Below are 19,834 nucleotides of genomic sequence, written 5' to 3'. Positions count from 1 at the left end.
CCGCCGGGTCAGGGGCATGTGTGGTTGCCCGGTTGGATGCGCACCCGCAGACCCGGGACGTTGAAGGTGCCGGCGGACAGCGCGAGCGTGTTCACCCGCACGTCGGTGAGGGTGACCGAGGTGGACTGGAGCCCGATGCCGTCCGGATCGAAGAACCGGGAGTCCCGGTCTCCGGACCTGACCGGGCCTTTGGAGATGGCGCCCTGGGCGACACCGATGTCGAGGCCGGTGAAGTTCGCTTCCGCGGCAGCTTCGGCCGTGGAGTCGAGGAACAGGTCCGACGCCTCGGCCAGCCGCTGGTCGCCGCCGGTGAGGCGCAGGGTCTGCGTGCCCAGCACCGGAACGTCGACCGTGATGGCCTCGCAGAGGCGGCTGACCTTCGCATGCCGGAAGCCGGTGACCACGACGGGTACGAGTTCACGCTTCCTGGTCACGTCGATCATGCTGTAGAGGCTGACCCCACGGGCGGTCAGCGAATCGGCGGTGAGCTGGAACTTCTGGCCGGAGATGAAGAAGGACGCGGCGAGCACACCCTGCGCCATGCCGATTCCGACGGTGGCGCACGCCGCGACGCCGGGCACCAGGACCACCGCGAAGAGCCGCCAGCGCGTTCTCCCGGCGCGGTGCGACATCCCGTCTCCTTCGGTCGTGAGGTGATGCCCCGCCCCTGCCGGACAAGGCGAAAGATGTCCTGTTTGTCCGGTGACGGATCCTAGGCTTCCGGGTCGGGCGACCGGCTGCACGCCAGGCCCGCCGTTCGAGTGATGCAAGTTCTGCTGGGCCCTTCGGGCGACGGGGTGTGGACCGTGCGGGGTCCGAGCAGGCCGGCGGGCGTTCGAAGTGGGTCACGTGCCCATGTCGCCGAGAGCCGGCCCAGCACGGCCCCGGCCAGCGGTCCGCGGGCCGGGGCCTCGCGCCGCTCTCAGTTCCCGGGCTCCGCCTCGGCCGGTGCCGCGGCGGCGGTCTCCGCGGGCCTGCGGTGCACGGCACGGACCGGGATCGCGAGCAGCCACCAGTACTTGGCGAGGGTCGGTGACCAGAACGCCACCGGGATCGCCGTGGCGAAGACCAGGACGACCAGGAGGTTGCTGCGGACCGCCGTCCGCAGCCGCCCGGGCTCCACGTCCGCGGTGGCCAGCGCGGGCGCGGTCAGCAGCCGCAGGTACATCGCGCACAGGAGGCCCAGGGAAAGGGCGATCGCGCCCGAGTAACAGGCCGTCGCCGTGGTCGTCTCGCCGTACTGGCTGAGCAGCTTGGTCGGGAAGGGCAGCGCGGCCACGACCGCCAGCAGGGCGAAGTACAGGTAGAGCAGCGAGCGGTCGACGTCGGCGATCCGCGTGAACAGGGCGTGCTGGGTCAGCCAGAGCACGCCGATGACGGCGAAGCTCAGCAGGTACGCGCCGATCGCGGGGAACAACTCCCGTACGGCGTGGGCGACCTCGGAGTCGTGCAGGCCCTCGGGGACGGTGATGTCGAGGGCGAGCAGCGTGATGGCGATGGCGAACACGGCGTCACCGAGCATCGCCAGCCGTTCCGGTGCCACGGAGACCTCGCGGCGACGGAAGGCAAGGGGGCGGGGTCGGTTCATGGAGGCGGCACCACGGCATTCCTCGACGTACGGGACGACGGAATGATTACCACACCGCGGTGTACGCCAGGAGCGGGTACGACCAGGACGTGGCACGGCCTTGACCGACGGCCGTGCCACGCCCGGGCTCACAGGAGGGTGTGCGATCAGCCGATGATGCGGTGGGTGGCCCAGAACGACGTCAGGTCCGTGGTCGTGGCGGCCTGCGCGGCGGCCTTGAACTCGGCCGTGGTCGAGACGCCGTACCAGTGCGAAGTGGCGTAGTCCTTGAGGAGTTTGGCCATCACGGTGTCACCCAGGGTGCGGCGCAGATCGTGCAGGGCGCACTTGCCGTAGCCGTAGACGACGGTGGAGTAGCGGGACGAGTGGGCGTCCCAGTAGGCCATCGAGTTGGTGATGTTCTCCGCGGACGAGGCCCAGGAGACGCTGTTCCAGCAGTTCGTGCCGGTGCTGCCCAGGGCCAGGTCGGTGGCGTAGTCGGTGAACGCCTCGTCCAGCCAGGGGCTGTTGTACTCGTCGTCGCCCACGATGCCGTAGAACCACTGGTGGCCGATCTCATGGGTGAGCGCCGTGGTGCTGACCAGGTCGAGGACGAAGCCGGGGTACTCCATGCCGCCGAACCAGAAGTTGTTGTCGATGACGGCGTCCAGCTCGCCGTACGGGTAGGCGCCGAAGCGGCCCGCGTGGGCGTCGACCGCGGTCTTCGCGGTGGTGAGCATGGACTGCGCACTGGACGAACTGATGCCCGAGACCGAGTAGATGTTGATCGGGGTGCCCGCCGTCGAGGTGCCCGAGATCTTGGTGAACGGGCCCGCCGCCCACGCGAAGTCACGGACCTTGGACGCGGTGGCCGTGGTGACCGTGCGCCCGCTGGTGCCGGGGGTGTCGACCGAGGTGCCGGTGGCCGGGACCAGCAGGGTGGTCGGGTGGTCGAGGGTCACCTTGAAGTCGGCGGCCAGGGAGTAGAAGGACTCGCCGTTGTTCGTGTACGGGTCCAGGTGCCAGCCCGAGCCGTCCTTGACCGCGAGGACCGGCAGCGCGTTGCCGATCATGCTGAAGGCGCCGTCGTGGCCGAACCGGTCGGCGCCGCTCGGGACGGTGATCCCCAGGTCGAAGCCGATCGTGGTCGACTGGCCCTGCGCCAGCGGGGTCGGCAGCGCGATCTGGAGGGCCGTGCAGGCCACCGAGAGGGCGCCCGCGGTACCGCCGGTGACATTGGTGACCGTGATCGGCGGCGCGGAGCAGGTGCCGTGGTAGTTGTCCCACAGCCGCAGGTACACCTCGGTGAGCGGAGTGGCCGAGGCGTTGGTGAAGGTCGTGCTCTCGTGTCCGGTCCAGACGGTGCCGGCGGTGTTGCTGCTGAGACTGACGGTGTACGACGGGGCGGCCGGCGTGCGCGTCGAGTCGGCCGGCGGGGCGGTGTCGCCGGAGGTGTTGAGGGCGATGTCGTCCAGGACGAAGCTCGTCTGGAGACTCGAGTCCTCGGTGCCGGTGAAGGCGAGGCTCACGGTCTGGCCGGCGAACGCCGACACGTCGAACGACTTCTGGACGTAGCCGGTGGCCTTGTTCAGGTTCGAGTACGTCGCCAGGGTCGTGCTGCCGATCTTCGCCGTGAGCTTGTCGTACGCGGTGGACGAGGTGGTCTCGGCGGTGTCGATGTGCAGCCAGAAGGTGAGGGTGGCGCTGCTGCACCCGGACGGGATCGTGACGCTCTGGGAGAGCGTGTCGGTGTGCGTGCTGCCGACGCCGTCGAGCCAGGCGAAGCTCGTGCCGCCGTGGGCGCTCTGCCCGGTGCGGCTGGTGATCACACTGGTCGAGGACTGGGTCCAGGACGAAGTGCCGCTCTCCAGGCCGCCGTTGGCGACCACTTGGGTCGGAGTGCAGGCCGCCTCCTCGGCGGCCGACGCCGTGCTGCCGGGGAGCAGGGCCGCGGCCAGCGCCGCGACGGCCAACGCACTGGTGACGAAGGCCTTGTGGGGGGTCGATCTCACACGAAACTCCTTTGCGGCGACCGGGATCCCGGTCTGCTCGGTGACCGCCGGTCCGGCTGGGGTGCGCCGGGGAGCGGTCACAGGTCACGCGTTACGAGTGGTGCGAGTCCGAAGCCTGACAGACTTGACCAGGCCATGTCACTAAGGGATATCCCGCGCGTCAGAGATGGTCCGCGCAGCACGGGGTGGGGTTGGGGACCTCGAACGGGGCCAGCAGGCCGCCCGCCGCCGGGACCAGGGCCAGGGTGAGGACGCCGTCGCGCCACTCCGGGCGTACGTGGTCCTGCGTCAGGATCTGTGTGGCGGGCGGGAGTTCGGCGGCCGGTGCGCCGAGCACCACCAGGCGTTCGACGGCGGTGCGGTCGAGGATCGCGCCCGCGGTGACCGTGCCGGTGAGGCGCCGCACGCCCGGGTAGACGACCGCCCTGCCGGAGGTGCGGGGTGCGGCGGCCGCCCGGCGGGCGCTGTCCGCCGCGTCGCCCGGGCCGTGGGTGCGGTCGGCCAGGGCCAGGCCGGTGCCCTCCGGGAGCGCCGTCAGCAGTTCCCGCCACACCGCGTCCGGGTCCGGGACCGCCAGCGACACCGCCGTACCCCGGCGCTCGTCGGTGCGGTGCAGGTGGGTGCAGGCGAACACGCCGTCCGGGAGCGCCAGTCGGCCCAGCAGCTCGTGGATCAGATGGTCCGCCTCGCGCAGGGTCGCCGTGCCGGCGTCCACCCCGATGACGGGGTGGACGCCGGCGGCGTGGTGCCGGGAGGTCATGCGGGCAGGACCCACATCGGGTTGGAGTAGAACCACAGGTCCTTCCACGGGTCGGCGTCGCCGAGGACGTCGATGGCCGGGCCCGCCGGGTCCACCGCGGCACCGTGGATGCCGACCGCCGAGCGGTTTCCGTCGGTGCCGCGCAGCCGCACGTACACCGGCTTGTCGAGGCGGCCGAGGGAATAGGTCAGCCGGACGGCCCCGGTGGCCTTGTCGACCTCGAAGGACTTCACGACCTTGGTGGCGGGCGCGGCGAAGGTGTCCTTGTCGCTCACCTTGCCGGTGACATCGCCCTGGATGACGTCGACGCGGGCCAGGGCCGGCACGAACTGCGCCCAGTTGGGGCCGTTGGCGAGGCTGATCTCGACGACCAGGTCGACCTGGCTGCCCCTGCGGACCTGGAGCACGCCGCCGAGGGTGACCGCGCGGGAGCCGGAGCGCAGCTGGGCGTTCAGGCCGCTGATCAGGCCGCCGTGGTCGACCCAGACCCGGCCGGCCCGGATGCCGTCCATGACCGACTTGTAGGAGAAGGAAGCGGCACCGACGTGGGTACGGGAGTACTGGCCGGGCCAGAAGTCGGTGTCGGTGAGGCTGACACCGCCGCCATAGACCGGGTCGTTGTAACGGCCGTTGGCGTTGAAGTCGCTGTTGGGGCCGCGTACCGCGGTGTCGGCGTACACGTTGTGGGAGTCGGAGTTGGCGGTGATCCACCAGGGTTTGCCCTCGGCGAGCAGGCTGTCCCAGAGGCCGCCGACGGTGGCGGTCATCCAGTCGAAGCCGCCCCAGGTGCGGTAGCTCTCCAGCGGGTAGCCGCCGAAGGAGTCCGCGCTCGGGCTGTTGTCGTAGATGCCGCGCGCGGAGCCGGGGCCGTTCGGCTTGGGCAGGCCGCCCGCCTGGTGGCCGGGGGCGCCCTCCATGCCGACGGCGATCGACGGCTGGGCGTCGCGCCAGGCACGGATCTCGTGCGGGGAGTCGATGCCCTTGCGCGCGGGGTGGTTGGCGAGGAACAGGGCGTCCTTGACCTTGCGGCGCTGCACCTGCTCGGCGAGGAAGTTGAGGCCGGAGATGGCCAGCGCCTCGTTGGCCGGGGTGTTGGCGGAGGCGCCCTTGACCGAACCGTCGAAGGAGTTCTCGAACTCCTTGAGGACGGCGACCTCGTTCTTGCCGGGGTGGACGAAGACGGTGCCGTGCTCGGCGGCCGGGATGTTCCACTCCAGGCCCTGGAAGACCAGCGTGTCGTCGATCTCGTCACGGGCCGCGACGATGTCCGGGTTGACCTTCTCGACACCGATCTTGGCGTGCTGCTCGCTGCCGTGGTCGGTGATGACCATCCAGTCCAGGCCGTGCGCGTTGGCCTGGCGGACGTGGTCGACGACCCGGTACTTGGCGTCCGAGCTGTACTGGGTGTGGATGTGGTGGTCGCCTGCCAGCCACAGGAAGTCGCCGGAGCGGCCGCTCCCGGAGTGGGAGGAGGAGACCGAGGCGGCGGCCTGACCCGCGCCGGCGAGGACACTGCCCGCCGCGAGGCCCGCGCCGAGCAGACCGGTGCGGCGCAGCATCGAGCGGCGGGAGAGCTGACCGGGCGTCAGCTCCTCGTCGGGGACCGACAGATCGAGGGCGGGCGGCAGCGAGGAGGCGTCGCCGTCCGTGTGGTGGTGATGGTGGTGATGATGACCGTGGTCGTGGCTGTGACCGTGGCTCATGCGCGAACTCCCGCGGGCCGTCGGGCTGGGGGGTGACTCCAGGACGTGCAGAGTCTGCGAAGGTCGCGTGAACAACGGGAGTCGAGGTCATGGTGAGGTAAAGAACCGCTGATGTGCAGCAAACTACGGGGAGTTGGCACGTAAAGAAGGTGCACGCGGACGTAAAGCACGGCACGCGGCCGTACCGCCCCGCAGCGGACGCGAAACCGGCCGTGGAGCCGCACGCACAAAGCCGCCCGGGCCGGCCGGTGAGGCCGGCCCGGGCGTCAGACGCCGGGCTTCGCCGGGATCAGACCCGCCGATGTCAGACCCGCCGCTATCAGACCAGGTCGAACCGGTCCGCGTTGGCGACCTTCGTCCAGGCGGCGACGAAGTCCTTCACGAACTTCTCCTTGGCGTCGTCGCTGGCGTAGACCTCGGCGACCGCGCGCAGCTCGGAGTTGGAGCCGAAGACCAGGTCGGCACGGGTGCCGGTCCACTTGACCGCGCCGGTGGCCAGGTCGCGGCCCTCGAACGTGGTCTGGTCCTCGGAGGTCGACTTCCACTCCGTGCCGTAGTCGAGCAGGTTGGCGAAGAAGTCGTTGGTCAGCACACCCGGGGTCGTGGTGAGGACACCGTGCTTCGACCCGCCCTGGTTGGCACCGAGCACCCGCAGACCGCCGACCAGGACGGTCAGTTCGGGGGCGCTCAGGCCGAGCAGGTTGGCGCGGTCCAGGAGCAGGTACTCGGCCGGCAGGCGGTTGCCCTTGCCGAGGTAGTTCCGGAAGCCGTCGGCCGTCGGCTCCAGGGCCGCGAAGGACTCGGCGTCCGTGTGCTCGTCGGTCGCGTCGACCCGGCCCGCGGTGAAGGGCACCTCGATGTCGACGCCGGCGTCCTTGGCGGCCTTTTCCACGGCGGCGGCACCGCCGAGGACGATCAGGTCGGCCAGGGAGACCTTCTTCGCGCCGGAGTTGAACTCCTGCTGGACGCCCTCCAGGACGCGCAGCACCTGGGCCAGCTCGTCGGGGTCGTTGGCCTCCCAGCCGCGCTGCGGCTCCAGGCGGATGCGGGCGCCGTTGGCGCCACCGCGCTTGTCGCTGCCGCGGAACGTCGACGCCGACGCCCAGGCGGTGGAGACCAGCTGCGCGACCGTCAGGCCCGAGTCGAGGAGCTTGGCCTTGAGGGCCGTGACGTCGGCGGCGTCGATGGCCTCGCCCTCGGCCGCCGGCAGCGGGTCCTGCCACAGCAGGGTCTCCGCCGGGACCTCCGGGCCGAGGTACAGGGACTTCGGGCCCATGTCACGGTGGGTCAGCTTGTACCAGGCGCGGGCGAAGGCGTCCGCGAACTCCTGCGGGTTCTCGTGGAACCGGCGGGAGATGGACTCGTAGATCGGGTCGAAGCGGAGCGACAGGTCGGTGGTGAGCATCGTGGGCAGACGCTTCTTCGACGGGTCGTGCGCGTCGGGGATGATCGCCTCGGCGTCCTTGGCGACCCACTGCTTGGCGCCGGCCGGGGACTCGCTGAGCTCCCACTCGTAGCCGAAGAGGATGTCGAAGAAGTCGTTGCTCCACCGGGTGGGCTTGGTGGTCCAGGTGACCTCCAGACCACTGGTGATCGCGTCGCCGCCCTTGCCGGTGCCGTAGGTGCTCTTCCAGCCGAGGCCCTGCTGCTCGATCGGCGCACCCTCGGGCTCGGCGCCCACGTTGTCCGCGGGGCCGGCGCCGTGGGTCTTGCCGAAGGTGTGGCCACCGGCGATGAGGGCGACGGTCTCCTCGTCGTTCATCGCCATGCGGCGGAAGGTCTCACGGATGTCGCGGGCCGCGGCGATCGGGTCCGGGTTGCCGTTGGGGCCCTCCGGGTTGACGTAGATGAGGCCCATCTGGACGGCGCCGAGCGGGCTCTCCAGGTCGCGGTCGCCGGTGTAGCGCTGGTCGTCCAGCCAGACCTTCTCGGGGCCCCAGTAGACGTCGTCCTCCGGCTCCCAGACGTCCACGCGGCCGCCGGCGAAGCCGAAGGTCTCGAAGCCCATCGACTCCAGGGCCACGTTGCCGGTGAGGATCATCAGGTCGGCCCAGGAGATGGCCTGGCCGTACTTCTTCTTGACCGGCCACAGCAGCCGGCGGGCCTTGTCGAGGTTGCCGTTGTCCGGCCAGCTGTTGAGCGGGGCGAAGCGCTGCTGGCCGGCGCCGGCGCCGCCACGGCCGTCGGAGATGCGGTAGGTGCCCGCGCTGTGCCAGGCCATCCGGATCATCAGCGGGCCGTAGTTGCCGAAGTCGGCCGGCCACCAGTCCTGCGAGGTGGTCAGCACCTCCGCGATGTCCCGTTTCACGGCCGCGAGATCAAGGCCCTGGAACGCCTCGGCATAGTCGAAACCCTCGTCGAGCGGGTTCGCGACGGCGGGGTTCTTGGCAAGGATCTTCAGGTTGAGTCCCTCGGGCCACCACTGGCGATTGCCGCCGCCCTGGGTGGGGTGCGGGGCACGGTCGTGCGCGACCGGGCACTTGCCCGCGGCGTTCTCCTGGGTCTCAGACATGGGGGAAATCCTTCCGGAAGGGGCGGATCAACGTACTCAGGAATTACTGACGGTGGAGCAGGCGGGGCACAGGCCCCAGTAGATGACCTCGGCCTCGTCGATGGCGAAGCCGTGGTCGTCCGAGGCGGTCAGGCACGGGGCTTCGCCGACCGCGCAGTCGACGTCGGCGACGGCACCGCACGACCTGCACAGGACGTGGTGGTGGTTGTCGCCGACGCGCCCCTCGAACCGGGCCGGGCTGCCGGCCGGTTCGATACGGCGTATGAGTCCTGCCGTGGTGAGCGCGTGCAGCGCGTCGTACACGGCTTGAAGCGATATGTGGCCTACACGCTCGCGGACGCCCGAGGCGACCCTTTCGACGTCGAGGTGGTCGCCGGCGCGGACGGTCTCCAGCAGCGCGACACGGGCGGCCGTCACCCGCAGGCCGGCACCACGCAGCTCGTCGGCGGTGGTCGGAGGCTGGGATGCGGTCATGACGCCAACCTATCCTCATAAACACGAGTGATTCAAGAAAACAAACCGTTCAAGTTTGATGTCGAGGCGAACGACCCCCGCGCCTCGGCCATCACCCGTCCGTGGGCTTTGCCATCTCTTTACAACCCGCCCCGGTGCCGGGTCGTCTCTCCGCTCGATCCGTTACTCAGCCCGCCCTGACCACCGCGGGCCGACGAAAGAGAGCGTCTCCATGCGCCGAACTGTCCTGACCGCCACGGCACTCGCCTGCACCGCCGTCCTGGCCGGCACCGTGCCCGCCTTCGCCGACGGCACCAGCCCGAGCCCGGTGCCCACCGTGGCACCGTCCACCGCCCCTTCCGCGGAACCCTCCGCCGTCCCGTCCGAGGCGCGCTCCGCCGAGCCCACCCGGGCCGCCACCCCGGCGCCCGCCCGGGACCGGGGCCAGGTCGCGGCCGTGCCCCAGGGCGCGCCCGACACCGGCGTGGCGGAGCCTTCCTCGGACTCCGGGACCGAGAACGCGCTGATCGGCGGCGGCGCGGCGGCGGCGCTCGCCGCGGGCGCCGTGGTCTTCGCCGTGCGTCGCCGCCGGGCGACCGGGGCATGACCTCGCTCTCCAGGCGCGCCTTCGTCACCGCCGCGACGGCCTCGCTGCTGGCGGGCTGCGCGGGGCAGGCGGCCCACTCGACGGCCACCACCGTCCACCGCGAGGAGCCGCCGGCGCCTTCGCCGTCCGCCACGCCGACCGCGCTCGGGCGTTCCGTGCCGGTCCGGCTGCGCATCCCGGCGATCGGCGTCGACACCCCGCTGCTGCGGCTGGGACTGGCGGCCGACGGCACGGTGCAGGTGCCGCCGATCACCGCGCACGACCGGGCCGGCTGGTACCGCCACTCCCCCACCCCGGGGCAGGTCGGCCCGGCGGTGATCCTCGGCCATGTCACGGTCGGCTCCTACGGTGACGGCGTCTTCCGCCGGCTCGCGGAGCTGCACCGGGGCGAGCAGGCCGTGGCGCGTCTGGAGAACGGCCGGTCGGCGGTGTTCACCGTCGACGAGGTGCGTACGGTCGCCAAGGCCGAGTTCCCGACCGAGGACGTGTACGGGGACGTGGACCGCCCGGAGCTGCGGCTGATCACCTGCGGCGGCCCGCGGGGCGGCGACGGCTACCTCGACAACGTGATCGTCTTCGCCACGCTGACCGGCACGACAGCCTGACCCGGCGGACACGGATGCGGGACCGGTGGAACGTACCGAACCGGTTCCGCATCCTCCTCATCGTCCGCGACGAGCCCTTCGACCCTGGAGAACGTTGAAACGGTCCCGTGACAAGGCGGCGTCCGAGCTCTTCGCCGCCCTGTACCCGCGCCTGGCCGGCTGGTGCCGCCGTCTGGTCGACGACGACGAGACGGCGCACGAGGTCGCCTCGGAGGCGTTCACCCGGCTGTGGGCCCGGTGGACGTCGGTGGAGGAGCCCCGCGGGTTCCTCTACGTCACCGCGGCCAACCTCGTCCGGGACCACTGGCGCAAGCTGGAACGCGAGCGCCGGACCGTGCGCCGCGTCGGCTCGGAGGCCGCGACCCGCCCGCACGCCGAGCAGGCGGACCCCTCGGTACGGCTGCTGGTGCAGTCGCTGCCCGAGCGGCTGCGCGTTCCGATCCTGCTGCACTACTACGCTGACATGCCGATCCGGGAGGTGTCCGAGCTGACCGGGCGCAAGGAGGGAACCGTCAAGGCCGATCTGCACGCGGCCCGTGAACTGCTCCGCGGCCATCTGAGGAGAAGCCTTGACCACACGCTTTGACGAGGAGCCGGAGTTCGACGGCCCCGACGACCCCCTCACCGTCGTGCTGCGGCCGCCGGCCGCCTATCTGGGCCCGCCACCGGGCCGGTACGAGGAGATCCGGCGCGCCGCGGGCCGCCGCCGGCTGGTGCGTGCGGCGGCCGGGGCGGGGGTGACCTGTGCCGTCGCCCTCCTGGTGGCCCTGCCGATGCGTCTGACGGCGCCCTCGGCACCGGTGTCCCCGCGGGTCCCCCTCGCGCCGCCGGCCGTCAGCCCCACGGCCCCGCACCGCGTCCCGGCGTCTCCGGCGCCCCGCAGCCCGTCACCGAGCGCCAGCACCACGCCCGGACCACCGAGTCCCAGCACCACGCCCGGACGGAGCCGCACCACACAGGTGCCCACCCGTGGGCCGTCGACGGCTCCGTCGGCGGTACGGGTCACGCCCTCCGAGGGCCGGCGGAGCACCGCCGCCACGCCCTCCCCGTCGTAGCGGCGTCAACACGGCGAAGGGCCACATCACCCGTTCGTGCCCCCGTGTTTCGGCGCGCCGCCTGTCCTGCGAACGCGCGGGCCAGGGCGTCGGGGCGGGGGGTACGGCGCCCCGCGAGGGCCGTGGTCCGTGTCGGCCGTCCGGGTAGGGTCGCACCGCCCATCCGGCCGCTACGGCCCGTTTGGCCGAGGCCGCTGCTCGGCGTTGGTGTGATGTTTCGTACGAGGCCGGAATGAAAGGTGTGGAACGGGCAACGCTCCGTTCCATGCTCCACGCGCGAACCCTCCGGCAGGTGACCTGATGACGACGGCGACCAAGGCCCCTCTGACCGCTCCGGCCGCCGCGCCACCCTCCCGTCCCCAGCCGTCCGCCCCCGCCCCCTCGCTGCCGTCCCTCACCGGGCTGAGATGGATGGCCGCGCTGCTGGTCTTCGGACTGCACGTGCACAACTTCCGTTACTTCGGCGGCACCGGCGCCCGCTTCATGTCCTGGGGATTCGAGGCCGGCGCGTCAGGGGTGTCGTTCTTCTTCGTGCTGTCCGGGTTCGTGCTCATGTGGTCCGCGCGGCCGGGTGACCGGGCGGCGCGTTTCTGGTGGCGGCGTGTCGCCCGGGTCTATCCGGTGCACCTGGTGACCGCCGCCGTCGCCCTCGTGATGGCCCTCACGCTGCCCCGCCAGCCGAGGCCGACCCTGCCGCAGGGCGTGGCCGACGTCTTCCTGGTGCACTCCTGGTGGCGGCCCTGGTGGCAGACACTGGACCCGGTCAGCTGGTCGCTGGCCTGCGAGGCCTTCTTCTACGCCGCCTTCCCGCTGCTGGCCCTGGTGCTGCGCCGGCTGGACGTGCGGGGCGCCAGGCTGCTGGCCGCGCTGTCCGTCCTCGCGGTGCTGGTGCTGGCCTGGACGGACGCCCACCACTGGTGGGACCAGCCGATCAGCTCCTTCCCGGCGGCCCGGCTGCCCGAGTTCGTGCTCGGCGCGGCCGCCGCGCGGCTGGTGCTGCTCGGCCGCTGGCGCGGCCCCGGTCTGGAGGCCTCGCTCGCGCTGGCGATCGTCGGGTACTTCCTGGTCCCGCAGTTCACCGACGAGTACGCGGCCACCGCGTGCACCATCACGGGTTTCGCGCTGCTCATCCCGGCGGCCGCCCTCGCGGACCTGCGCGGGCTGCCCTCGCTGTGGCGGCGCCGGTGGCTGGTGCGCCTCGGCGAGCTGTCGTTCGCGTTCTACATGGTCCATCTGCTGGTGCTGCGGACGGGCACCCACCTGCTCGGCACCCGCCCGCGCTTCGGCCTGCTCACCGGGACGGCCGCCGCCACCGTCGCGTTCGCCCTGTCGCTGGGCCTGTCCTGGCTCCTCTGCGAGGGAGTGGAGCGGCCCGCGCGACGGCTGCTGCTGCGGCGTCCGGCCCGGCGGACGACGGCCTAGCCGGCTACGGGAACTGCGTCACCTTCGAGGGCACCGTGCTGGTCCCCGAGGTCGGCGCTCCCGTGGTGTTGACGACGTGGGCGTACTGGCCCATGCCGCCCAGGGAGATCACCAGCAGGTCGTGCATCTTGATGCCCGAGCCGGTCGGCACCTGGAAGCCGTTGGACTGCACGATCGACGGGTCGGACGTGTAGTTGCAGTAGCTGCCAAGACCCCATGCCTCGTGACTGGTCACGGTGTCGGCGACCTTGTAGGCCGCGTAACCGACGACGCCGTCGTGGGTGATGGCGGCGGCGTTCGGGGCGTCGTAGGCCTTCTCGTTCTGGAAGAAGATCGTGCGGCCCCGCTGGCCGTTCCAGTAGACGTCGTACTTGTTGAAGTGCTCGACGAACAGGCCGGTGGCGAGGACGTCGTTGCCGTTGACCCGGAGGCCGTAGTCGGCGCGGTTGGTGTCCCAGCCGACCCCGCTGCCGTGGTCGGCGCGCCAGAGCCAGGTGTGGTCGATGATGACGTTGTTGCTGTTGACGACCACGGAGTTGGTGGCGAGGCCGGGTCCGGCACCGCCGACGCGGACGAACACGTCCTGCATGCTGGTCGGGTTGGCGGAGTGGTCGGCGGTGGAACCGGGGTCGCCGATCCGCAGCAGGGTGTCGGAGTTGACCGAGCCCGCGTCGATGAGGAACCCGGCGAGCTTCACGCCGTCGACGTCGGCCACGTGCATGGCGTCGATGCCGTTGTCGGGAACCAGGGTGGCCAGGCCCAGGCCGAGGACGACGGTGTTGGCGCGGGTGACGTTGATGGTCTGGTTGAGGTGGTAGACGCCCGGGGTGAAGAGCAGGTTGAGGCCCTGGGCGAGGGCCTGGTTGATGGTGGCGGCGGTGGCGCCGGCCTTGACGACGTAGAACTGGTCCAGCGGCAGCGAGGTGCCCGCGTTCGCCGGCCAGGAGACGCCCCGGGCGTTGGTGCGCTTCGCCGGGACGAAGACCTTGTAGGTGCTGCCGTCCAGGTACAGGAACGGCTTCTCGCGCGAGACCGGGGTGGTGTCCAGCGTGGTGTACGGACCGGAGTCGAAGTTGGTCGCGGGTGCGCCCTGGACTCCGGAGAAGGTCATGTTCCAGACGCCGTTGGTCCAGCCGCCGACCGAGCTGTCGCGGGTGTACCACTGCTGCTGGGAGTACGGGCCGACCGTGCCGTCGATCTTCGAGTCGGCGATGTAGCCGCCCGAGGCCCAGCCGTAGCCGTTCGGCGCCAGGTTGAGGCCGCCCTTGACGTGGATGCGACGGAAGGGGGCCGCCTGAGCCACGGCCCAGCGGTCCGTCCCGTTCGACGGTGTGATGGCGAGGTTCTCCGCCGAACGCCAGAAGTTCTGGGTGGCGTTGCCGTTGAACCAGCCGGCGTCGACCGTGACATCACCGTTGATCTGGGTGTCGTCGGGGTTGAGACCGAGGCCGGAGATCGAGGTGTAGAAGCCGATCTGGGCGTTGATGCCGTTGTAGGTGCCCGGCTTGAGCAGGAACTGGTAGCGGCCGCTGCCGAACTGGGCCGACTCCTGCTGGGCGAAGACGGAGTCGAACTTCTGCTGGAGGTTCGGCGTGGACGGGTCGACGACGATCACGTTGGGGCCGAGGTCGCCGCCGCCCTGGACCGGGGGCGTGCCGGTGGTGCTGCCGAAGACCTGGAACTCCCAGAGCGAGTAGCCGTACTGGGTGGCCCGGTGCACGCCCTGCATCCGGACGTAACGGCCCTGGCCGGAGACGGCGAGGGTGTCGGTGCCGCCGTCCCCGCCGGTGACCGACGTGAGGTCGGTCCAGCTGCTGCCGTTCGCGGAGATCTGGACCTTGTAGTCCTTGCCGTACGCGGTCTCCCAGTTGAGGACCACCTGGGTGACCGTGGCGGTGGCGCCGAGGTCGACCTGGAGCCACTGGTCGTCGGTGAAGGCGGACGACCAGCGGGTGCCGGTGTTGCCGTCGACCGCGTTCGCCGCGACGGTCCCGCCGTTCTCCTCGGAGGAGGCGGTGGCCGTCTTCCCCTGGGACAGCAGAGTGTCGGCGGCCTGGGCCGCCGGGGCGTGCACGGTGGGCAGGGCGAGCAGCGCCGCCATGGCGGCGAGCGCTACGCCCAGGGATCTCAGTCTCATCAGCGGCTCCCTGAGATGGGCACGGACGTGCCCGACGGGCGCGCCTCCGTGCTTAGTTCAGGATTTGATTTAAGTGATGAGGCAACCGGGCGACAACCCTTCGGCACCGGAATATTTTCGACGACCGCCCCTCCGCGACCGGGCGGAGGGAGGCCGACGGGCGGTCGGGGGGATCAGCTCACCGGGCGGCGAGTCGCTCGTACATGGCGGCCGGGTCGCCGGACAGGGCGCCCTTGACCCAGCGCGTGAGGTCGTCGGCGAGCACCTCGAAGGCGTCCGACTCGACACCGTCGAGGGCCGCCGCCGCGATGTCCTGCGGGCTCGTCTTGGGCGCGTCGACGTGGGCCGCCATGTCGGTGTCGACATAGCCCATGTGCAGGCCGGTGACGCCGATGCCCCGCGGCTGGAGCGCCAGGCGCAGGCTGTTGGTCTGCGACCAGAACGCCGCCTTGGAGGCGCTGTAGGCGCCGCCCTCGGCGAACCAGGACAGCACCGAGTGGACGTTCAGGACGTGACCGCCGCCGTTGCGCTCGATCAGCGGGACGAAGGCGCGGGTGAGCAGCAGCGGCCCGTAGAAGTTGATCTCGAACTCGTGGCGGATGTCGTCGAGCGAGGAGGTCAGGAAGCGGGTGCCGGTGGCGACCCCCGCGTTGTTGACCAGGAGGGTGACGTCCTGGGCCTGCTCGGCGACCGCGGCCACGGAGGCGGGGTCGGTGACCTCCAGCGCCAGCGCCACCGCGTCGGGGTGGGTGACGGAGCGCGGGTCGCGGGCGGTGGCGTAGACCTTGCCGGCGCCGCGTGCGTACAACTCCTCCACCAGCGCCTTTCCGACGCCCCGGCTGCCGCCGGTGACGAGGACGACGGAGTCCTTGATCGCGGTCATGACACTCACACTCCAGACTTGGGACACAGCCGAAAACCGATCGGTTTCCGACGACTGCGGCCATGGTAAACCGATCGGTTTCCGACTTCAATCGCCGAGGGTGGCCCCAAACCCCCGGCCGCATCGGACTCCCTTACGGGCAGGGCTGGTTACTCGATCCAGTTCGTTGCGTCCGACCTCTGGCTCCGGACTCCTACCGGGCGGTATACAGACCCCCGACACACGCGTGCGGACCACCCGTCGGGAGCGGTTCCGCGCGCGTCCCGGTTCCAGGGGGGATCTTCATGGCGTACGGCACCCCGTCCGACGGTTCGGCGAGACGGCACCGGCGGAAGGCCACCATGGCCGCGGCGCTGGGCGGCTGCGCCCTGGTGGCCGCGTCCACCACACCGGCCGCGGCGCACGGCGGCGGTCACGGTGGCCACGATCGCGGCACCAGCTATGCGGCGCTCGGCGACTCCTACACCTCGGGCCCCGTGATCCCGACGCAGGTCGACGCCAACTGCGCCCGCTCCGACCACAACTACCCCTCGCTGGTGGCGGCGGCGCGGCACGTCAGCGCCTTCAAGGACGTGAGCTGCGGCGGTGCCACGACCGCGGAGATGTGGAAGGCGCAGGGCACCAACGGCCCTCAGCTCGACGCCGTCGGGCGGGACACCGACCTGGTGACGGTCCAGATCGGCGGCAACGACATCGGTTTCAGCTCCATCATCGGCACCTGCGCGACGCTCAGTGCCACGGACCTGACGGGCAACCCCTGCCAGCGGTACTACAACGCCTCCGGCTCCGACCAGCTGACGGTCCGGATCGCGCAGACCGCACCCAAGGTCGACAAGGTGCTGCGGGCCGTCCGCGCCCGGGCCCCGCACGCCCGGATCCTGGTCGTCGGCTACCCCGACCTGCTGCCCGACGACGGCAGTGGCTGCTATCCGACGGTGCCCTTCGCCGCCAAGGACTTCCCCTACCTCCGGGACGTCGGGAAGCGGCTGAACCTCATGCTGCGCCTGGTCGCCGCCTGGAACGGCGACCGGTACGTGGACACCTACGGCCCGACCGTCGGCCACGACATGTGCAAGGCCCCCGCCGACCGCTGGATCGAGCCCCTCCAGCCGACCTCGCCGGCGGCTCCCGCCCACCCCAACGCCAAGGGCGAGGCGGCCATGGCCGGGGCGGTGCTGGAGCGGCTGGGCAGGCGGTACTAGCAGCTGGTCGACAGCGGCTCGGGTGCCGCGCCCCACGGGGGTGCCGGCGCCCGAGCGGCCCGGACGGTCCGACACCACGGCCTGTCCGCCCCCGTGGAAGGGACCGGGGGACGGTTCGCGATAGGTTGGCCTTCATGAGCGACAACGTTTATTTCGACATCTCGATCAACAACGAGCCGGCCGGCCGGATCGTGTTCAACCTGTTCGACGACGTGGTCCCGAAGACGGCCCGCAACTTCCGTGAGCTCGCCACCGGGCAGAACGGCTTCGGCTACGCCGGTTCGGGGTTCCACCGGGTCATCCCCCAGTTCATGCTCCAGGGCGGTGACTTCACCCGCGGTGACGGCACCGGCGGCAAGAGCATCTACGGCGAGAAGTTCCAGGACGAGAACTTCCAGCTCAAGCACGACCGCAAGTACCTGCTGAGCATGGCCAACGCGGGCCCGCACACCAACGGCTCGCAGTTCTTCGTCACCACCGTCCTGACCCCGTGGCTGGACGGCAAGCACGTGGTCTTCGGCGAGGTCGTCGAGGGTTCGGACATCGTGGACAAGATCGAGGGCTACGGCACCTCCAGCGGTGCGCCGAAGGCCAAGATCGAGATCACGGCCAGCGGCACCGTCTGACGAAGACCCCCCACAGCTGAACGGTGACCGGGCGACCGCCCGGTCACCGTTTGTCCCGAGCGCGCCGGGGTTTCCCGGCCTCCGGCGGGGCACGCCCGGCCGGGTGATCGTGCGCGGTGAGGTGTTCCAGGGCCTCGGCCAGTTCCTGGCAGGCCTCCTCGACGGAGAGCCGCGTGTTGCGCTGCTCGGTGATCACGGCGGACAGCAGCAGGGCGGTCAGGGCCAGCGAACCGTTGAACAGCTGGAGCTTCAGCATCACCTCGACGTGGGACAACCGCGTGAACGCGCCGACTCCTCTCGTCGCGGCGACCGTGGCCATCACCGATGTGAACAGGGCGCACAGCATGCTTCCCGCAAGGCGGAACCGCAGCGCGGCCCAGATCAGCAGCGGGTAGACGAGGAAGAGCGCGCTCATGGAGCTGCGTGTGGCCACCGAGACCAGGACGGCTGCGACGACCGCGAGAGCCAGCGCCTCCTTCCAGCGGGCCAGGGACGGAAGCCCGCGGGCTTCGAACAGCACCAGCAGGACCGGGGTGACGATCAGGACTCCCATCGCGTCGCCGACCCACCACGCCAGCCAGATGGGCCAGAAGTGGGTCGCGGCGAGCTTGCCGGCCAGGATCAGCGTGACCACGTCGACGGTGGAGCTGACCAGCATGGCGGCGAGCGCCCCGAGGAACACCAGGGCGAGGCCGTCCCGGAGCCGCCCCAGGTCGGTGCGGAAGCCGACCCGGCGCAGCATCACGTAGGCGCACACCGGCCCGGCCGTGTTGCCGAGGAGGATGCCCAGGACGTCGGGCCCGGGCGCACCGAGCGACAGCACGAGGAAGAAGGCGCCGAGCGTGACACCCGGCCAGCAGCCCAGGCCGAAGACGAGCAGACAGGCCACCGCCACTCCGGTCGGCGGATAGATGGGGGTGAAGACGGCGCCCTCGACGGTGAGCCGGCACAGCAGCCCCAGCCGCCCTGCCGCGTAGTAACAGACGGCGACGGCCAGCGTCAGGAGGGCGTAGCCGGCCGGTCGGCGCGGATCCTGGATACCCACCACAGCAGCCATCAGACACCGAGGCGGCCGGGTCGGCGAGGCGGGGACCGCCTACGGCTGAAACCCCGGGCCGACACCGCTCACCCACGCCCCTTACAACCGGGACACCCGTCCCACGGCCGTTCCGCTCGAGGGCGAGGGCGAGGGCGAGGGCGAGGGTCTTCACGGCGTGCGATCGCGACCGCCGCCGCCCCCGACCGGAAGCCCATCACACCGCACGCTCGCAGCCACCGCAGCCCACGACCGGAAGCCCATCACACCGCACGCTCGCAGCCACCGCAGCCCACGACCGGAAGCCCATCACACCACACGCTCGCAGCCACCGCAGCCCACGACCGGAAGCTCGTCACGCCGTGCGGTCGAGGCTGTCGTGGCCCACGACCAGGACCGCGGCGTCGTCCTCGTGGCCCACCTGTTCCGCGCCCTTGATCACGGCGGCGGCCAGGGAGTGTGCTTCCAGGCCGGCGACGGCGGCGATGCCGGCGAGCCGCACCACCTGGTCGAGGCCCTCCTCGACGCTCATCGACGGCCCTTCCACCACCCCGTCCGTGAGCAGCACGAACATGCCCCCGGTGGTGATCCGGAACCGGGACACCGGGTACTCGAAGCCGGGCTCGATGCCCAGCGGCGGCCCGCCCTCGTCCTCGCCGACCCCGGACTTTCCGTCCGCGGTCGCCCAGACGAAGGGGATGTGACCGGCCCGGGCACTCTCCAGCACCCCGGTCTCCGGGTCGAGCCGCATGAACGTGCAGGTGGCGAAGAGGTCGTTGCCCAGGGAGACCAGCAGGTCGTTGGTGCGGGCCAGCAGTTCGCCCGGCTCGCTGGTCACCGAGGCGAGCGCCCGCAGCCCCGCCCTGACCTGGCCCATGAAGGCGGCCGCCTCGATGTTGTGGCCCTGGACGTCGCCGATGGACAGGCCGATACGGCCGTCGGGCAGCATGAAGGCGTCGTACCAGTCGCCGCCCACGTTGAGTCCGTAGGTGGCGGGCGCGTACCGGACGGCCAGGTGGAAGCGGGGGGTGTCGGGCAGGTCCCGGGGCAGCATGCCGCGCTGCAGGGCGATGGCCAGCTCGACCTGGGAGCGCTGGTACTCGGCCCGCTCGCGTGCCTGGGCGGTGAGCGACCTGAGTCTGACCAGCAGCTCGTCGTCGTCCATGGAGCGCTTGCGGGGCATGGATCACTCCGGCCGGGGCGGCAGCCCTTCCAGGGCAAACCCTTGGATTTTCACCTTTACAGGATCATAGT

At 71.0% G+C, this 19,834-nt stretch carries 18 protein-coding genes; 7 read left to right on the top strand and 11 right to left on the bottom strand.

The features are described from left to right. Positions 1-8: 8 nt before the first annotated feature. From ACWDGI_RS09265 to ACWDGI_RS09235, 7 genes are all read right to left on the bottom strand, one after another. Positions 9-632, bottom strand: a complete 624-nt coding sequence (locus ACWDGI_RS09265; RefSeq protein ID WP_450756976.1) for a DUF6230 family protein — start codon at positions 630-632, stop codon at positions 9-11. A gap of 290 nt (positions 633-922) precedes the next feature. Beyond that, a complete protein-coding gene (locus tag ACWDGI_RS09260; RefSeq protein WP_450756974.1) occupies positions 923-1,588 on the bottom strand; it encodes a TMEM175 family protein in 666 nt (221 codons plus the stop codon). A 146-nt stretch (positions 1,589-1,734) separates the two neighbouring features. Continuing rightward, complete coding sequence (locus ACWDGI_RS09255; RefSeq protein WP_450756972.1) at positions 1,735-3,579, bottom strand: M1 family aminopeptidase; 1,845 nt, start codon at positions 3,577-3,579, stop codon at positions 1,735-1,737. A gap of 160 nt (positions 3,580-3,739) precedes the next feature. Beyond that, complete coding sequence (locus ACWDGI_RS09250; RefSeq protein ID WP_450756970.1) at positions 3,740-4,339, bottom strand: hypothetical protein; 600 nt, start codon at positions 4,337-4,339, stop codon at positions 3,740-3,742. Then, positions 4,336-6,042 carry a PHP domain-containing protein gene (locus ACWDGI_RS09245; protein ID WP_450756968.1) on the bottom strand — a complete coding sequence of 569 codons (1,707 nt, stop codon included), beginning with the start codon at positions 6,040-6,042 and terminating at the stop codon, positions 4,336-4,338. The genes ACWDGI_RS09250 and ACWDGI_RS09245 overlap by 4 nt, the downstream gene beginning before the upstream one ends. 319 nt (positions 6,043-6,361) lie before the next feature. Further along, complete coding sequence (gene katG, locus ACWDGI_RS09240) at positions 6,362-8,554, bottom strand: catalase/peroxidase HPI (RefSeq protein WP_450756966.1); 2,193 nt, start codon at positions 8,552-8,554, stop codon at positions 6,362-6,364. Between the two features lie 36 nt (positions 8,555-8,590). Then, complete coding sequence (locus ACWDGI_RS09235) at positions 8,591-9,028, bottom strand: Fur family transcriptional regulator (RefSeq protein ID WP_450756964.1); 438 nt, start codon at positions 9,026-9,028, stop codon at positions 8,591-8,593. Between the two features lie 211 nt (positions 9,029-9,239). On the opposite strand from ACWDGI_RS09235, the gene ACWDGI_RS09230 reads away from it, so the two are divergent. From ACWDGI_RS09230 to ACWDGI_RS09210, 5 genes are all read left to right on the top strand, one after another. Continuing rightward, positions 9,240-9,614, top strand: a complete 375-nt coding sequence (locus tag ACWDGI_RS09230) for a sortase-dependent protein (protein WP_450756962.1) — start codon at positions 9,240-9,242, stop codon at positions 9,612-9,614. Then, positions 9,611-10,219, top strand: coding sequence for a class F sortase (locus ACWDGI_RS09225; RefSeq protein WP_450756960.1), 609 nt, complete (start codon positions 9,611-9,613; stop codon positions 10,217-10,219). Before ACWDGI_RS09230 ends, ACWDGI_RS09225 begins: the two co-directional genes overlap by 4 nt. A 94-nt stretch (positions 10,220-10,313) precedes the next feature. Then, positions 10,314-10,805: an RNA polymerase sigma factor gene (locus ACWDGI_RS09220; protein ID WP_450756958.1), complete on the top strand. Its 492-nt coding sequence runs from the start codon at positions 10,314-10,316 to the stop codon at positions 10,803-10,805. Then, complete coding sequence (locus ACWDGI_RS09215; protein ID WP_450756956.1) at positions 10,789-11,274, top strand: hypothetical protein; 486 nt, start codon at positions 10,789-10,791, stop codon at positions 11,272-11,274. The genes ACWDGI_RS09220 and ACWDGI_RS09215 overlap by 17 nt, the downstream gene beginning before the upstream one ends. A gap of 300 nt (positions 11,275-11,574) precedes the next feature. Next, positions 11,575-12,696, top strand: a complete 1,122-nt coding sequence (locus tag ACWDGI_RS09210; RefSeq protein ID WP_450756954.1) for an acyltransferase family protein — start codon at positions 11,575-11,577, stop codon at positions 12,694-12,696. Between the two features lie 4 nt (positions 12,697-12,700). Here the strand turns inward: ACWDGI_RS09210 and ACWDGI_RS09205 are convergent, their stop codons facing one another. After that, positions 12,701-14,833, bottom strand: a complete 2,133-nt coding sequence (locus ACWDGI_RS09205; protein ID WP_450756952.1) for a discoidin domain-containing protein — start codon at positions 14,831-14,833, stop codon at positions 12,701-12,703. A gap of 178 nt (positions 14,834-15,011) precedes the next feature. Further along, positions 15,012-15,716 (bottom strand): SDR family oxidoreductase, encoded by a 705-nt coding sequence (locus tag ACWDGI_RS09200; protein WP_450756950.1) that lies wholly within the window; start codon positions 15,714-15,716, stop codon positions 15,012-15,014. Between the two features lie 284 nt (positions 15,717-16,000). Here ACWDGI_RS09200 and ACWDGI_RS09195 point away from each other — a divergent pair, with 284 nt between their 5' ends. Continuing rightward, positions 16,001-16,918 carry an SGNH/GDSL hydrolase family protein gene (locus ACWDGI_RS09195; RefSeq protein WP_450756948.1) on the top strand — a complete coding sequence of 306 codons (918 nt, stop codon included), beginning with the start codon at positions 16,001-16,003 and terminating at the stop codon, positions 16,916-16,918. Between the two features lie 134 nt (positions 16,919-17,052). Next, entirely contained in the window at positions 17,053-17,544 is a 492-nt protein-coding gene (locus tag ACWDGI_RS09190) for a peptidylprolyl isomerase (RefSeq protein WP_351696674.1), read from the top strand. A gap of 43 nt (positions 17,545-17,587) precedes the next feature. On the opposite strand, the gene ACWDGI_RS09185 is transcribed toward ACWDGI_RS09190, so the two are convergent. After that, the gene (locus tag ACWDGI_RS09185) at positions 17,588-18,601 is read right to left on the bottom strand and encodes an MASE1 domain-containing protein (protein WP_450756946.1); all 1,014 of its coding nucleotides are present in this window, start codon (positions 18,599-18,601) and stop codon (positions 17,588-17,590) included. Positions 18,602-18,935: 334 nt separating this feature from the next. Further along, positions 18,936-19,763: a PP2C family protein-serine/threonine phosphatase gene (locus ACWDGI_RS09180; RefSeq protein WP_450756945.1), complete on the bottom strand. Its 828-nt coding sequence runs from the start codon at positions 19,761-19,763 to the stop codon at positions 18,936-18,938. Positions 19,764-19,834 lie beyond the last annotated feature (71 nt).

The organism is Streptomyces sp. NPDC001220 (assembly GCF_053597895.1).
Note: the sequence above shows the minus strand (reverse complement) of the source record. Positions and strands in the feature narration are given on the sequence as shown.